This window comes from Brachybacterium sp. J144, from assembly GCF_036321705.1.
Lineage (GTDB): Bacteria > Actinomycetota > Actinomycetes > Actinomycetales > Dermabacteraceae > Brachybacterium.
Genome location: NZ_JAZDCG010000001.1, coordinates 138,067 through 153,224 on the forward strand (window position 1 = coordinate 138,067; position 15,158 = coordinate 153,224).

A 15,158-nucleotide genomic window follows, 5' to 3' on the forward strand; every position below is an offset into this window, starting at 1 on the left:
GGGGATGAGGTGCAATGGGGGCATGACGACGACCGCGAGCTCCGCACGCCGCCGCATCCGGCTGCTCGGGCCGGACCCGTCGGCCGTCGCCGCGGTCCTGCCCCCGGAGCGTCTCGACGTCGAGCAGCGGCGCGCTCTCGAGCTCGTCGAGGGCGGCGGGGACGTCCTGGTCCACGCCGGACCGGGCGCCGGGCGCACCGCGCTCGCGCTCGCGGCGGGCGCCCGGGTGGGCGAGGGGACGCTGCTGCTCGCCCCCCGGCGCGCCGCCGCCGGGCGGCTGCGGGACGCCCTCGCGGTGCACGGCGCCGCCGGGGTCCACGCCATGACGCCCCCCGCCCTCGGCCACGCGATCGTGCGCGCCGAGTCGGTCCGCGCGGGGCGCGGCGAGCCGACGCTGGTCACCGGGGCCGAGCAGGACGCCCTCCTCGCCGAGCTCATCGCCGAGCGCGGCACCTGGCATCTCGAGGTCGACGCGGCGGCGCGCACACTGCCCGGCTTCCGTGCGGAGCTGCGCGATCTGATCACCCGGGCGACGGAGCGGGGGCTCTCCCCGGCGGACCTCGACCGGCTGGGGGAGGAGCGGGCCCGTCCCGCGTGGCGCGATGCCGCCGCGCTGCTGCGCGACTACCTCGGCGTGCTCGATCTCGAAGCGGCCGCCGCCCTCGACGCGGGGCCGCGCCTGGACTCGGGGGGCCTCGTCCGACGGGCGGTGCGCCTGCTCGAGGACACCGCGCAGCCCGCGCCGTACTCCCTCGTGGTCGTCGACGACGCGCAGGACCTCACCAACGCCGGCGTCGACCTGGTGGCGGCGCTCGCCGGGGCCGGAGCGCGGCTGCTCGTGCTCTCCTGCCCCGATGCGGCCGTGGACACCTTCCGCGGGGCGCTGCCGGATGCGGCGGACCGGCTCCGCGGGCTCCTCCGCAGGCCGCTGTCGGAGATCGTCCTCCCCGGGGCCCACGGGCCGCGGGGCGGTGCGCTGCGCGTGCTCGACGGACTCCGCGGCCGTCTCCCGCTCGCGGGGGCGCCGGCCGCAGTGCGTCGTCCCCGGCACGCCTCGGACGGCCCGCGACCCGTGACCGTGCGCGCCCGGGACCCGCTCGAGGAGGCGCGGCTGATCGCCAGCGCACTCCGCGACCTCCATCATCGGGAGCAGGTGGAGTACGACGACATGGCGGTGGTATGCCGCTCCGGGGCGGCAGTGGCCGACGTCGCCGACCTCCTCTCGCGCTCCGGGCTGCCGGTGCGCGTGCCGCACCGGCCCCAGCCGCTGCGCGAGGTGCCGGCGGTCGCGGACCTGCTGACGGTGCTCGAGATCGCTCTGGCACCGGAGGGCTCCTCCGTGGATCCGCTGGTCGCCGACGCGCTGCTGCGGGGACCCTACGGGGACGCCGACTCGCTGCGACTGCGCCGCATCCGCCGCCTCCTGCTCGCCGCCCACCGCAGCGCCCGCCCCGAGGACGAGACCCCGAGCGACCAGCTGCTCTCCCGGGCGCTGCTCGAGATGGAGGCCCCCGGACTGCCGGGCGCCGAGGACCGGGACCGCACGGCGGCCCCCGTGCACCGGCTGCGGGACATGATCGCCGCCGTCCGCGCCCACCGCGAGGAGGACGCCCAGCAGGTGCTGTGGCACGCCTGGGACGCGGCGGGGCTCGCCGGGGGCTGGCGGCGGGCGGCCCTCGGCGCCCCGGGGGACGTGGACGGCGCCCGCGCCCGGCTCGCCGGGTCCCGGCTCGACGCCCTGTTAGAGCTGTTCGCGGCCGCCGAGCGGCTCACCGACCGGCGTCCCGGCGCGGGGCCCCTCGACCTCGTCGAGCAGGTCCGCGCCCAGGCCGTCGTCGAGGACACCCTCGCCCCGGCCGCCGCGCCCCGGGGCCGGGTCGCCGTGCTCACCCCCGCGCAGATCGCCGGCGAGCACCGGGACACCGTGGTCCTCGCCCGCCTGCAGGAGGGTGCCTGGCCGGACCTGCGCCTCCGCTCGACCCTCTTCGGTGCGGCGGAGCTGGCGCTGCTGACCGACTCCCGGGATCCCGGCGGGCTGCCCGCCGACCCCGAGTCCGTCCGCGCGATCCAGCGCGCCCAGGTCCTCGCCGATGAGCTGCGGCTCGCGGTCTCCGCCCTCGCCCGTGCCCGCTCACGGGTGCTCGTCACCGCCGTCGAGGACCCGGACTCGGACCCCTCCGCGCTCTTCGAGGCGCTCGAGCAGGGGGCCACCGCCGCAGCCGCGGACTCCCCGGACGAGCCCGACTGGCTCGATCTCGACGCGCTCCGACGGGACCCGGGCCCCGCCCCCGACGTGCGCGAGCTGGTCCCCGCCCTGCGACGACGGCTCCTCGACCCGGACCCGGCGCGTGCGGCCGACGCGGCCCGGGCCCTGCACGCGCTCGCCGCGGTGGGAGCTCCCGGCACCGCCCCGGAGCGCTGGTACCACCAGCGCCCGAGCAGCGACGCGCCGCTCGCCGACCCGGGCACGGAGATCCCCTTGTCCCCCTCGGCCCTCGAGCGCGCCGCCGACTGCCCGCAGGCCTGGCTGCTCGAGCGCTCCGGCGGCACCCGCTCGGGAGGGCCGGCGCAGCGCATCGGCACCGCCCTGCACCACCTCGCGCAGACCCATCCGCGCGGACCCGAGAACGGCGTCCAGAACCTGCTCGACGCCCTCCATGCCCAGCTCCGCACCATCCCCGGCACCGACACCTGGTCGGGGAGGCGCCGTGTGCGCCGGGCGGAGGACGCCGCTCGCCTGCTCGCCGAGCACCTCGCCGCCGCGGCCCCGCCGCTCGCCGTCGAGGCACCCTTCGAGGTGGTCCTGGGCCCGGTGCGGCTGCGCGGCTCGATCGACCGCCTCGAGGGGGACGAGACCGGGCTGCGGGTCGTCGACCTCAAGACCGGTCGCGCCGCGAAGTCCCGGGCCGCCGCGGAGGAGGACCTCCAGCTCGCCGCGTACCAGACCGCGGTGCGGGACGGGGCGCTCGCCGAGCAGCTGGGGGAGGATGCCCCCGAGCGGCTCAACGGCGCGCAGCTGGTCTACGTCGGCACCGGGGGGCGCAGCGCCGCCGTCCGCACCCAGACCGCACTCTCCCGCGCGGAGGATCCCGCCTGGTTCGACGACCTCGTGCGCCGCGTCGCCGCGGACGTCTCCGGAGCCGAGGTCGCCGCGCGGATCACCTCCCACTGCAGCCGCTGTGCGGTCCGCTCGAGCTGCGCCCTGCAACCCGAGGGGGAGCAGCTGTGACCCGCCCCGAACGCGACCAGCACGACGAGAACTCCGATCACCGCGAGCACGACGAGCGCCCCGCCCCGGCGCTCAGCGCGGCCCGGCTCGCCGTCCTGCTCGAGCAGCCGCCGCCGACCGCCGAGCAGACCGCCGTCATCGAGGCGCCGCTGCAGCCGCTGCTGGTCGTCGCCGGAGCCGGCTCCGGGAAGACCGAGACGATGGCCTCCCGGGTGGTCTGGCTGATCGCGAACGCCGTGGTCGAGCCGCGGCAGGTGCTGGGTCTGACCTTCACCCGCAAGGCGGCGCACGAGCTCTCCGCCCGCATCGCCCAGCGTCTGGCGACCCTCGCCGACGCGCTGCGCGCCGAGGGCCTGCCCCTCCCGGCCGGTCTCGAACGGGGCGGGGACGAGCTCGTCGGCCAGCGCCCCGCGGTCCGCACCTACAACGGGTTCGCCCTCGAACTGGTCCGCGAGCACGCCCTCGCCGTCGGCATCGATCCGGAGCTGACGATGATGTCCACCTCGGCGTCCTGGCAGCTCGCCCACACCCTCGTGGAGTCCTGGGACGACAGCCTCGACCTCGAGGCGTCCCCTGCGACCCTCACCGCCGCCCTGCTCTCGCTGACGTCCTCGCTCGCCGACCACCTGGTGGATCCCGCGCGGCTCGAGGCGCACCTGCGGGAGATCCACACGCACCTCTCCCAGATCCCGCTGCAGGTCGAGGGACGGCGCCGCACCACCCCGAAGGCTGTCGCCGGGGTGCTCACCGCCCTCGAGAACCGCCTCGCCCTGATCCCGCTGGTCGAGCGCTTCGCCGAGATCCGCGCCGAGAGCTCCGCTCTCGACTTCGCCGATCAGGTCTCCCTCGCCGCCCGCATCGCGCGCGAGGTGCCCGCCGCCGGAGCCCTCGCCCGCCGCCTGCACCGGGTCGTGCTGCTCGACGAGTTCCAGGACACCTCCGTCGCCCAGCTGCGGATGCTCACCGACCTCTTCGGCCCCGGGCACCCCGCGTGCGCCGTCGGCGATCCGCAGCAGGCGATCTACGGCTGGCGCGGTGCCTCGGCGGCCTCCCTCGCGGGCTTCGCGGAGGCCTTCGCGACCCCGGAGCGGCCGGTCCTGCAGCGCACCCTGTCCACCTCCTGGCGGAACGACGAGGCGGTCCTCGCCGTCGCGAACCGCCTCGCGGGACCGCTGCGCGCGGCCGGGGCCGGGGTGGAGATCCCCGAGCTGCACCCCCGCCCCGGCGCGGGGGAGGGCGCCGCCGAGATCCACGAGGCCGCCGACGAGGCCGGTGAGGCCCGCGCCATCGGCCGCTGGATCCGGGCCCGCCGCGCCGAGGACCCCGAGGAGGAGGTGCCGTCCGCGGCGGTCCTGGTGCGCGCGCGGCGTCAGATCCCCGCCCTCGTCGAGGGCCTCGAGGCCGAGGGACTGCCCGTGCACGTGGTGGGGCTCGGGGGGCTCCTGCACCGGCCGGAGGTGGCGGATGTCCGCGCCCTTCTCGAGGCCTCCCACGATCCGGGACGCGGCGATGCGCTCATGCGCCTGCTCACCGGACCGCGGGTGCGTCTCGGGGCGCGGGATCTCGCGGTCCTCGGTCGCTGGCGGGACCGGCTCGGGTCGCGTCTGCGGGCCGCCCGGCCGACGATGACCGACGGCGCGCCCGCCGCCCCCGACGAGGTCGAGGAGGTGTCGCTGCTCGACGCCGTGGACGACCTCCCGCCGCGGGGCTGGACCGATCCCTCCGGGCGCTCCCTCAGCGAGCGCGGTCGCGAGCGCCTCGAGCACGTCCAGCAGGTGCTGCGCGAGATGCGGCGGCTGCTGCCGCTCCCGCTCCCCGATCTGGTCACGGCCGCCGTGCGCCTGCTCGAGGTGGACCTGGTGCTGCGCGAGGCGGATCCGTCCACGCGGGCCCTCGGCGATCTCGAGGCGCTGCGCGAGCACGCCGCGGCCTTCGACCGCACCGCCCGGCGCGGCGGGCTCGCCGCATACCTGGACCTGCTCGAGATCAGCGAGGACGAGGAGGCCGCGCTGTCCGTCGGCGCGGCGGGGGAGGCGGAGGCCGAGAGCGATCCGGAGGCGGTCACCATCGTGACCATGCACTCCGCGAAGGGCCTCGAATGGGACCTGGTCGCCGTCGCTGGCCTCACCGAGGGATCGGTGCCCTCCTACGACCTGCGCCGGGCGAAGACCGACGAGGCCGGGCGGGTGCGGGTGCCCGGCGACGGGTGGCTCGGGAAGCTCGCCGGGGCCTCCGTCCCCACCGCCCTGCGCGGTGACGCCGACACCCTGCCCGAGCTCGCCTGGGCGGAGGCGGACACCCAGGTCGACGCCGAGGCGCTGATCCAGGAGTACCGGTTCGCTCAGGGGGAGGAATCGCTGCGCGAGGACCGTCGGCTGATGTACGTCGCGGTGACCCGCGCCCGTCGGCGCCTGCTGCTGACCTCCGCCGCCTGGCGCCAGGGCCTGACCACCGCGCGGCCCCGCTCCCGCTATCTCGCCGAGGCGGAGCCGCTGGTGCCCGAACCCTTCCGCCGCCGGGAGGACGTGCCCGAGCAGAACCCGCTCGAGTCCGTGCGCCGGTTCGCCACCTGGCCGCCAGCACCGGGAGAGCCCGAGCGCCGCCGGGATCTCGCCGAGGAGATGCTCGCCGCCGCCGAGGACCTCCCGCCCGCGGACCCCGAGCTCGCCGAGACCCTGCGCCGGGTGCTCGATGACCTGGAGCGCCAGGAAGGGCCGCCCGCCGTCCACTCCCCGGCGCGGCTGTCCGCCTCGCAGGTCGTGCAGCAGGCGCGCGACCCGCAAGGCGCCGCCCTCAACCTGGTGCGGCCCCTGCCGCGGCGGCCCTCCGCCGCGGCGGCCCGGGGCACCGCCTTCCACGCGTGGCTCGAGCACCGCTTCGGCGGGGCGACCCTGCTCGATCTCGAGGACCTCCCGGATCTGGGCGAGGACGAGGCGCCGCACCTCGACGACCTGGCCCTGCGCGAGGCCTTCGCCCGCTCCGAGTGGTCCGGCCGCACCCCGATCGCGGTCGAGACCCCGGTCCACACCCGGGTGGGCGCGGTGGCGGTGCGCGGCGTGATCGACGCCGTCTTCCCCGACCCGGACGCCGGGCACGCCGACGATCCCGACGATGCCGCGGGGGTGATCATCGTGGACTGGAAGACGGGGCGCATGCCGCGACTCGCGCAGCTGCGCGAACGCTCCCTCCAGCTCTCGCTGTATCGCCTGGCCTGGCACGAGAAGACCGGCCTGCCGCTGTCGCGGATCCGCACGGCCTTCCACTTCGTCGCCGAGGGCACGACGCACGAGGTGCGCCGCCATCCCTCCCGGGAGCGGATCGCGGAGATGCTCCTGGGGAGCTGACCGAGCTGACCGAGCTGATCGGGCTGACCGAGCTGATCGGGCTGACCGGGGTGGCCGGGGTGACCTGGGCGGCCGGGGTGACCTTGCTGACCGGGTTGCTCGGCGGTCGCGAGGGCGCGGGGCTCAGGCCTCCGCGGGCCGCTGCGCGCTCATCGCCTCGTAGGCGCGTTCGGCCTCTTCGCGGGCGAGCTGGGCGAGGTCGGCGTCGAGGTCCGCGATCATCGCCCGGGCGTCGGCGATGATCTCGGCGTCGCCGGCGTCCTGGCCGTGGATCAGCCAGGCGACCACCGCGAACTCGCCGAGGGCCTGCGCCCGCTCCATGAGCCGCGGATGCGTCGAGGTCGGCAGTTCCTCCCGGTAGCTCGTGTACAGCTCGTCGAAGCGCTCGGCGTCGAGGGCCGAGACCAGCCAGGCGAGATCGGCGGCGGGATCGGCGACTTTGGAGGAGGACCAGTCGCGGATCGCGCTGATCTGGTCGGCGGCGACGAAGAGGCTCTCCTCGGAGAGGTCCGCGTGCACGAACTGCGGGGTGAAGTCCCACAGCTCCTCGTCGGCCAGCAGCGACTCCCAGCGCTGGGCGACCGCTGCGGGGAGATGCCCGCCCTCCTGCGCTCGGGTGACCCGGTCCCGGTGCTCCGCCAGCAGTGCGGCGGGGGTGAAGGTCTCCACCCCCGCGGCCTCGGCGGCGTAGCGGGGCACCGTATGGATCCGTGCGAGCACCTGGCCCAGCGAGCGCGCGAGCGCGGGCGAGTCCTGCAGGTCCTGCAGCATCAGCGGGCGGCCGACGGGTGCCTCGGTCACTGCGGCCCGGCCTCCCTCGGCGAGCTTGACGACTCCGAGCACCGGAGGGATCACGCCGCGCAACGGCGTGCCCGTGAGCGCATCGGCGACGCGCAGGTCGCGCTCCAGGTGCACCCCGGCGGCCACCGAGGCGGGGGAGAGGATCATGACCCGGCGGCCGTCCTCGCCCACCACTCCTGCGACGTCGAGGTCCTCGACCGGGGTCGCGATCGGCGTGGTCTGCGCGGGGACCAGACCGGGGACCGCCGCCGCGGCGAGGGCTGCCAGGGAGTAGGAGTTGCGATGCACCCTCACACCGTACCCGGCCGCCCCTCCGCTCCCGCGTAGGCTGAGGACCATGGCGATGTTGCGCGGACCCCATCTGGACACCCCCCTGACCCTCGTCGGCAGCGATCGTGACGCCCTGCGTCGCGGCGAGGAGGGCGTGCTGGATCCCGGTCCCGACGCCCGCTACCTCGTGACCCGCGCCGGGGCGGTCGCCGTGGAGGAGACCGACGCCGGCCTGCGCGTGCTGCTCGAGGAGGCCGATCCGCGCGGCGGCCACGACAGCCTCGTGCTGCTCTCGTTCCGCGACGGGGTGCGGGTCCTGGGCGTGGAGCTGCCCGAGCCCAGTCCCGAGATCGATGATCCCGGCCGGGACCTGCGGGACCTGCGCCGCATCGCGGGGGATCTCACCCCGGAGGACGCCGATCTCGCCCTGACCGCCGTCGCGATGGGCGCCTGGCACCGCTCGATGAAGCACTGCCCGCTGTGCGGCGAGTTGCTCGAGGCGGAGATGGCCGGCTGGGTGCTGCGCTGCCGCGAGGACCGCTCCGAGCACTTCCCTCGCACCGACCCGGCCGTGATCATGGCCGTGCGCGATGACCGCGACCGGCTGCTGCTGGCCCGCAACGCGAGCTTCCGCGGTCGGTTCCACTCGGTGCTCGCCGGATTCGTCGAGCCGGGGGAGAGCCTCGAGAACGCGGTCGCCCGCGAGGTGGCCGAGGAGGTGGGCCTCACCGTCGCGGAGGTCGAGTACGTCGGCAGCCAGCCCTGGCCCTTCCCGCGCTCGCTCATGCTCGGCTACCGCGCATGGATCTCGGGCTCCGCCGAGCTGACCCTCCAGGACGAGGAGATCGCCGAGGCCCGCTGGTTCACCCGGGAGGAGTTCCACGCGGCCCTCGAGTCGGGGGACCTCGAGATCCCCGCCAACGCCTCCCTCGGCCGAGCCCTCATCGACGACTGGTCCCGCGAGCGCCCGGCGGGCTGATCCTCGCGGGCTGATCCCCGCGGCGTGATCCGTGCGCCGTGAGCGACGCCGCGTCCACACCGCCCGCTCGTCCGTCGGGCTCCGCTGGCAGGATGGTCCGCGATGACCGACGCCCCGCTCCCCGTCCCCGATCCCGAGGCGCTGCTCGCCGCGCTCGACCCCGAGCAGCGCGAGGCCGCCCGCAGCTTCGGCACGCCCGTCTGCGTCCTCGCCGGCGCGGGGACGGGCAAGACCCGCGCGATCACCCACCGCATCGCCTACGGCGTCGCGACCGGTCAGCTCAACCCGCGCCACGTCCTCGCCGTCACCTTCACGGCGAAGGCTGCGGCGGAGATGCGCTCGCGCCTGCGCGATCTGGGGGTCCCGGCGGTGCAGGCCCGCACCTTCCACTCGGCGGCGCTGCGTCAGCTGCGGCATTTCTGGCCGCGGGTGGTGGGCGGGCCGATGCCGGACATCATGGCGAGCAAGTACCCGGGAGTGGGGGAGGCTTGCCAGCGCCTGCACCTCTCGGTGGACCGTGCCGCGCTGCGCGACATCGTCGCCGAGGTGGAGTGGTCCCGCGTCTCGATGCTCACCCCCGAGGCGTACCCCGCCGCGGCCGAGGCCGCACGCCGGCCCGGGGCCGCCGGCTTCGACGCCCGCACCATCTCCCGCATCCTCACCCAGTACGAGGAGGTGAAGAAGGAGAAGGGCGTCATCGACTTCGAGGACGTGCTGCTGCACATGGTCGGCTTCCTCACCGAGCGGGCCGACGTCGCCCGGGAGGTGCGCTCCCAGTACAAGCACTTCGTGGTGGACGAGTACCAGGACGTCTCGGCGCTGCAGCACGCGCTGCTGCGCCTGTGGCTGGGCAGCTCCGACGATCTCTGCGTGGTGGGGGACGCGGCCCAGACCATCTACACCTTCGCGGGCGCCCGCGCCTCCTACCTGCTGGACTTCTCCCAGGAGTTCAAGCGCGCCCGCACCATCCGGCTCGAACGCAATTACCGCTCGACCCCGCAGATCGTGCGCCTGGCGAACACGGCGCTGGACGCCGCCCGGGGGCGCACCCGCGACCATCGCCTCACGCTCGTCGCGCAGCGGGAGGCGGGGGAACCGCCGACGATCGAGTCCTATCCCGACGACGTCGCCGAGTCCGAGGGCGTCGCCCAGCGAATCGCCGACCTCGTCGCCGAGGGCCGACCCGCCGCCGACATCGCGATCCTGTTCCGCACCAACAGCCAGTCCGAGGCCTTCGAGCAGGCGCTCACGGGCCGCGGCATCGGCTATCTGGTGCGCGGCGGGGACCGGTTCTTCGAGCGTCAGGAGGTCCGCCGGGCGATGGTCGCGCTGCGCGCCGCGGCCCGGCTCGAGCACGAGGAGCCCGCCCGGGTCGTGCGCGACGTCCTCGGCCAACAGGGATGGTCCGAGAAGGCGCCCGAGTCAACCGGGGCCGTGCGCGATCGATGGGACTCGCTGCAGGCTCTCGTCGGCCTCGCCGACACCGTGCTCGCCCGTCCCGGTGCCGCGCTCCCGGACCTCGTGCGCGAGCTCGAGGAGCGGGCCGAGGCGCAGTCCGCCCCGCTCGTGGACGGCGTCACCCTCGCCTCCATCCATGCCGCGAAGGGCCTCGAGTGGCCCGTCGTGTTCCTGGTCGGGGCGAGCGACGGGCTGCTGCCGATCTCCATGGCCTCCTCGGCGGCCGAGATCGAAGAGGAGCGGCGCCTGTTCTACGTCGCCCTCACGCGCGCTCGCGACCTGCTCACGGTCAGCTGGGCCGCGGCCCGCAGCGCCGGCGCGCGCGGCAGCCGCAAGCCCTCCCGCTTCCTCGACGGGATCCTCGACCATCCCGAGAACCGTCGGCCCGGGGGAGGCGGCCCGACCGCGCGGCGCACGGGGCGTCGCAGCGCGACCGTGCACACCGAGTGCCGGGTCTGCGGGCAGGCCCTCGTGGCCCCCGCCGAGCAGCGTCTGGGCCGCCACCCCGGCTGCCCCTCGCCCGCGAGCGGGGACCTGCTGCAGGACCTGCGCCGCTGGCGCAGGGACCGCGCGGCGGCCCTGGGCAGTCCTCCCTACGCCGTGCTGACCGATGCCGCGCTCGAGGCCGTCGCGGAGCGGATGCCCGCGACGGCCGAGGAGCTGCTGGCCGTCCCCGGGCTCGGCCCCGCCGCGGCGCAGCGCGTGGGGGAGGAGCTGCTCGAGCTCCTCGGCGCCCATCGCCGGAAGGTCGCAGGAACCGCGTCCCGGAAGGCATCGCCGCAGGTCAAAAAATAGATGTGCGATCTGTGACGGGTGTGTAGACTCAACTCGTCAATCGTCCGCATCGCGAACCGGGACACCGGTGAGCGCGCACAGAAAGGGGGTGGCCTCATGATCATCAGGAATATCGCGGAAGCAGGGCCGCACTCCTTCGGAGTGCCCGCTCTCCCGCAGCGGTATCGGGGTCGTATCCCCGCAGGTGCCCACCTGAGCTGACGAGGTCCTCCTCGCTGCCGGTGCGGCGCCGCCGCCGCACCCCGCCCCTGACAGGGCTCGTCCCCGACGATCTTCGAAGCAGCGAGACGATGACTATCACCACCTCCCTCAGCACGTTCCTGTCCCCCGACGCCGCCTCGGCGCATCTGCTGCCCTGCCACGACGCGGAGGCCGCGGACCTCTTCTTCTCCGAACGACCCGCTGACCTCGAGCAGGCCAAGATGCTGTGCGCCGACTGCCCGCTCATCGAGGACTGCCGGCGCGGTGCCCTCGAGCGCGAGGAACCGTGGGGCGTGTGGGGCGGCTCCATCTTCGAGTCGGGCCGCATCATCGCGGTGAAGCGCGGCCGGGGGCGTCCCCGCAAGGACCGTTCGGCGGTCAGCGCCGCCTGAGCCCTTCGCGCTCGGGTGCCGCACGACGAAGGGGGCGGAGCACCTCACGGTGCTCCGCCCCCTTCTTGGGCCCCAGGGCGTCCGAGGAGCGGCCCGGGAGCGGTCCTCAGGCCTTGCCGAGGATCCGGTTGAGCTTGGTGCCGCACTCGGGGCACACGGCCTTGGCCATGCGGCGACCGTTGGAGACGACGACGTTCCCCTCGGCCTCGCGCTTCTCGCGGCACTTGACGCAGTAGAACTCTCCGGCGTAGGTCTCGTCGGCCATATTCGCTCCTCGTGGGACTCGATGGTGATTCCGTTCCCCGGCACGATCGCTCAGGCGATGCACGCGGGATCGACCCACCATAGACGGGGACTCCCGGCGCGCACGAATCAGGCGCGCCGCGGACAGGGCGACGGCTCGCCGCGCGCTTCGGGTCGAGGGGGCTCCGCGAGGAGCCGAGGAAGTGCGCACGGCGAGCCGGCATCGTCCGCCCGGACCGGGCTGGACGCCGATCGGGCCGTAGGACCCCGGGGGCGCTCAGCACCACGCGCACCTTCCCCGTGTGCGTCCTGCTAGTTATCCCGGGGTCCCACGTGCAGGGAAACCTAGCCGGACTCGGGGCGGCGGTCAAAGGCGGGCCGGGGACCGACTGTGGACAACAGCCGCTGCACTGTGGACAGGGTGCGGACGGGCCGGGACTCGCTGTGGAGGGAAGATCGACGGTGCAGGTCACAGGCATGCTGTGGCCCATCTCGCCGTGCACACCTGTGGACGGAGAAAGTTTGTGCCGTTGCGCGTGCCAGGCTGGGTGCATGACCGAGACCGTCCTCCTCGAGCAGCAGCGCGGACCCCGCGGAGAGCGGGTCCTGGTGCGTCGCTCGCGCCGCCGCACCCGTTCCGTCGCGATCACCCGGCGGGACGGCGATCTGATCATCGCGATGCCGGCGGCCTTCTCCCGGCGGCAGGAGGAGCAGTGGGTGCGGCGCATGCTCGACCAGCTCGCCGCGAAGGAGAGCCGCACCACCTCCGCCCCGCGGGGTGATGCACACCTCCTGCAGCTCGCCACCGAGCTCAGCGAGCGCTACCTCGGGGGCCGCGCCCGTCCCGTCTCCGTCACCTGGTCCACCCGGCAGAAGCACCGCTGGGGCTCGTGCACCGCGGCCGAGGGCACGATCCGGCTCTCCACCCGGTTGCAGGGGATGCCGGACTACGTGGTGCACGCCGTGCTCGTGCACGAGCTCGCCCACCTGCTGGCCGACGACGGGCACGGCGCGCAGTTCCGTGCCCTGATGGCCCGCTATCCGGAGGTGGAGCGGGCGGAGGCCTTCCTCGCCGGCGTCGCCTGGGCGCGGGACTGGCCCGATCCGGGCGACGGGCAGCCCGCAGGCCCTGCCGCGGCCGAGGCGCGGGGGAGTGGTGTCGGAGACGACTCCGCGATCGACTGAGGACGCGCATCACCGGCCGGACCGGCCCGCACGGCAGACGCTCGCCAGAGACCACGAGCGGTTGAGGAGCCGGGAGCGGCTCAGGCGCCCTGCGCCGCCAGGTGCCGTCCGAGGCGCCGCAGGTTCGCTGCGAGGTCGGGCACCGTGCCCTCGGGCAGGGTCGCCGTCTCGGCGGCCTCCGGATCGTGCAGGGGCCACGGCACCCAGATCACCTCGGGGGACTCCTCGCTCGGCCGCAGTGGTTCCTCGGCCGCGGAGCGTCTCGTGCGCAGCAGGTACTGCACGTCCCAGTGCTCGTGGCAGGCGCCGAAGGCCGCGTCGAGTCCGTGACGGTTCAGCACGGCGGGGCCGTCACCGACCGCCTCGAGGTCTTCCAGCCCGGTCTCCTCGGCGACCTCGCGGCGCGCCGCGGCCTCGAAGGAGTTCTCGCCCGCCTCGAGGTGTCCGCCGGGCTGCACCCAGAAGCGGCCCTTGCGATGCCACACCAGCGCGACGTGCTCGCCGGGGGCGTCGACGACGATCGCGCTCGCCGTGAGATGCCGCGGGCCGCCGTCGCGGTGCAGCGCTCGCGGGTTCTCCCGCAGCAGGTCGCCGTACTCCGCCGCCAGCTCCGGCCCCGACGGCGCGGTGGCGGCCCGGGCGATCTCCGCGAGGGCCTCAGCGGTCATCGTCGGCGGACCCCTCGTCGGCGGAGCCGTCCGGACCCTCGTCGGAGGAGCCCCCGGGCCCGTCGGAGCCGTCCCGGTCGCCCGGCAGCACCCGGCCCTGCTCGTCCTCGCGGGGCGCGCTGCCGAGATCCTCACCGCGGAGGAGCCGCGCGAGCTCCGCATCGAAGTCCGAGGGGATCTCCACGCCGGCCAGCTCCCCGGACTCCTCGCCCTCGGGCGCCTCCTGCGGAGCCTGCGGTCGACCGGAGAGCATCTCGGCGCTGGGCAGCAGGTCCGGGTGGTCCCACTTGGCCTCGCGTGCCTGCTCTCCTTCGGTCGCGAGCACGCTGTCCCACCAGGCGAGGGCCTCGCGGGCCTGCCGCGGGCGCAGCTCGATGCCGACGGTGCTGGAGAGCATCTGCTCGGCGGGGCTGCCGGCCACGCGCCGTCGTCGCAGCACCTCCCGCAGCGCGTCCAGGTGCGGGATCTTGCCCTCCAGCGCCCGGGTGGTGACGTGGTCGACCCACCCCTCGACGAGGGCGAGGGTCGTGGCGAGCTCGTCGAGGGCGCGCTCCTGGGAGGCGCGCCGGGTGAAGACGAACATCTCCTCCGGCCGCCTCGCCTGCAGCGACTGCGGATTGGAGAGGTCCAGGCCGCTGACCATCTCGTCGAGGGCGTCGAGGTCCAGCGTGATGCCGCGGGCGTAGTCCTCGATCGCCGAGAACAGCGCCTTCCCCAGCCAGGGCGCGGCGGAGAACAGGGCGGTGTGCGCGATCTCGCGGGCGGCGAGGAAGATGCGCGCGGCGCCGGGGTCCAGCGAGTGCGCGGAGATGAGGTCCTCGACGTTCGCGGCGACCAGGGCGGGCTCGCCCTCCCGGCCGAGCGGCAGCGAGAGATCGGTGGTGCCGGACGCCTCCCGGGCGAGGGATCCGATCGCGTGACCGAACTGCACCCCGAACAGGGTGCCGCCGATCTGCTCCATCATCGCGGCGGGATCGCCGCCGGGCAGGCCCGCGGCAGCCACCCCGTCCATCCGGCCCATCTCGCCCATCTGCGCGGCGATCGCCTCGCCGATCGCGCCCGCCATGTATTTCGCGACCGGCTCGACGATGCCCTTCCAGTGCGGCAGGGTGCGCACCAGCCAGGTGCCGCGGCTGAACACCCCCAGCTCCGCGGAGGGCACGTCGATCGCGAGCACCGGGTCCAGCCACAGCCGAGCGACCTGCGCCGCCTGGCGCAGCTCGGCGACGGTCGCGGCGGAGGGCGTCGGGTCACCGGGGGAGCCGACGGGCTCCGGCAGCCCCGGCACGCCGGTCTGGCCCGCGGCGGTGCGCCGGGCGAGGTCCTCGGCCATCTGCCAGTTCACGGGGCCGTCGCCCTGCGAGGCGAAGAGATGCTGCATCTGCGCGGCGGCGGCGCGCAGCTGCGCCGGGTCCTGCGGCAGGTTCGCCTGCTGGGCGAGGGCCGAGAGGTCCACCCCGTCGAGCGCGCCGTCGGGCAGCGCGTCCCCGAAGGTCTCCTTCAGGAAGCGCTTCAGCGCCTCCTCGTCCATGTTCCCGGGGCCGCCCGGGATCGGGCCGTCGGTCATGGCCACCTCCTGCAGTGCGTGGGCGC

At 75.2% G+C, this 15,158-nt stretch carries 10 protein-coding genes; 6 read left to right on the top strand and 4 right to left on the bottom strand.

Going from position 1 to position 15,158, the window contains the following annotated elements; all coding sequences use genetic code 11:
- Positions 1-22: 22 nt before the first annotated feature.
- Positions 23-3,229, top strand: a complete 3,207-nt coding sequence (locus V1260_RS00630) for a PD-(D/E)XK nuclease family protein (protein WP_329744856.1) — start codon at positions 23-25, stop codon at positions 3,227-3,229.
- Positions 3,226-6,573, top strand: a complete 3,348-nt coding sequence (locus tag V1260_RS00635; protein WP_329744857.1) for an ATP-dependent DNA helicase — start codon at positions 3,226-3,228, stop codon at positions 6,571-6,573. Before V1260_RS00630 ends, V1260_RS00635 begins: the two co-directional genes overlap by 4 nt.
- A 123-nt stretch (positions 6,574-6,696) precedes the next feature.
- Here V1260_RS00635 and V1260_RS00640 read toward each other — a convergent pair whose 3' ends face one another.
- Positions 6,697-7,662 (bottom strand): phosphotransferase, encoded by a 966-nt coding sequence (locus V1260_RS00640; RefSeq protein WP_329744858.1) that lies wholly within the window; start codon positions 7,660-7,662, stop codon positions 6,697-6,699.
- Between the two features lie 49 nt (positions 7,663-7,711).
- Here V1260_RS00640 and nudC point away from each other — a divergent pair, with 49 nt between their 5' ends.
- The 3 genes from nudC (at position 7,712) to V1260_RS00655 (ending at position 11,469) form a co-directional block, all read left to right on the top strand.
- Positions 7,712-8,623 carry an NAD(+) diphosphatase gene (gene nudC / locus V1260_RS00645; protein ID WP_329744859.1) on the top strand — a complete coding sequence of 304 codons (912 nt, stop codon included), beginning with the start codon at positions 7,712-7,714 and terminating at the stop codon, positions 8,621-8,623.
- A gap of 102 nt (positions 8,624-8,725) precedes the next feature.
- Positions 8,726-10,876 carry an ATP-dependent DNA helicase UvrD2 gene (locus V1260_RS00650; protein ID WP_329744860.1) on the top strand — a complete coding sequence of 717 codons (2,151 nt, stop codon included), beginning with the start codon at positions 8,726-8,728 and terminating at the stop codon, positions 10,874-10,876.
- A 290-nt stretch (positions 10,877-11,166) separates the two neighbouring features.
- A complete protein-coding gene (locus tag V1260_RS00655) occupies positions 11,167-11,469 on the top strand; it encodes a WhiB family transcriptional regulator (protein ID WP_329744861.1) in 303 nt (100 codons plus the stop codon).
- Positions 11,470-11,575: 106 nt separating this feature from the next.
- On the opposite strand, the gene V1260_RS00660 is transcribed toward V1260_RS00655, so the two are convergent.
- On the bottom strand, positions 11,576-11,734 hold the full coding sequence (locus V1260_RS00660; RefSeq protein WP_010551122.1) for a DUF5679 domain-containing protein: 159 nt from the start codon (positions 11,732-11,734) through the stop codon (positions 11,576-11,578).
- Between the two features lie 530 nt (positions 11,735-12,264).
- Here V1260_RS00660 and V1260_RS00665 point away from each other — a divergent pair.
- Positions 12,265-12,897 carry a M48 metallopeptidase family protein gene (locus V1260_RS00665; protein WP_329744862.1) on the top strand — a complete coding sequence of 211 codons (633 nt, stop codon included), beginning with the start codon at positions 12,265-12,267 and terminating at the stop codon, positions 12,895-12,897.
- A gap of 80 nt (positions 12,898-12,977) precedes the next feature.
- Here the strand turns inward: V1260_RS00665 and V1260_RS00670 are convergent, their stop codons facing one another.
- Complete coding sequence (locus V1260_RS00670; RefSeq protein WP_329744863.1) at positions 12,978-13,565, bottom strand: NUDIX hydrolase; 588 nt, start codon at positions 13,563-13,565, stop codon at positions 12,978-12,980.
- Positions 13,555-15,132, bottom strand: a complete 1,578-nt coding sequence (locus V1260_RS00675; protein ID WP_329744864.1) for a zinc-dependent metalloprotease — start codon at positions 15,130-15,132, stop codon at positions 13,555-13,557. Before V1260_RS00675 ends, V1260_RS00670 begins: the two co-directional genes overlap by 11 nt.
- Positions 15,133-15,158 lie beyond the last annotated feature (26 nt).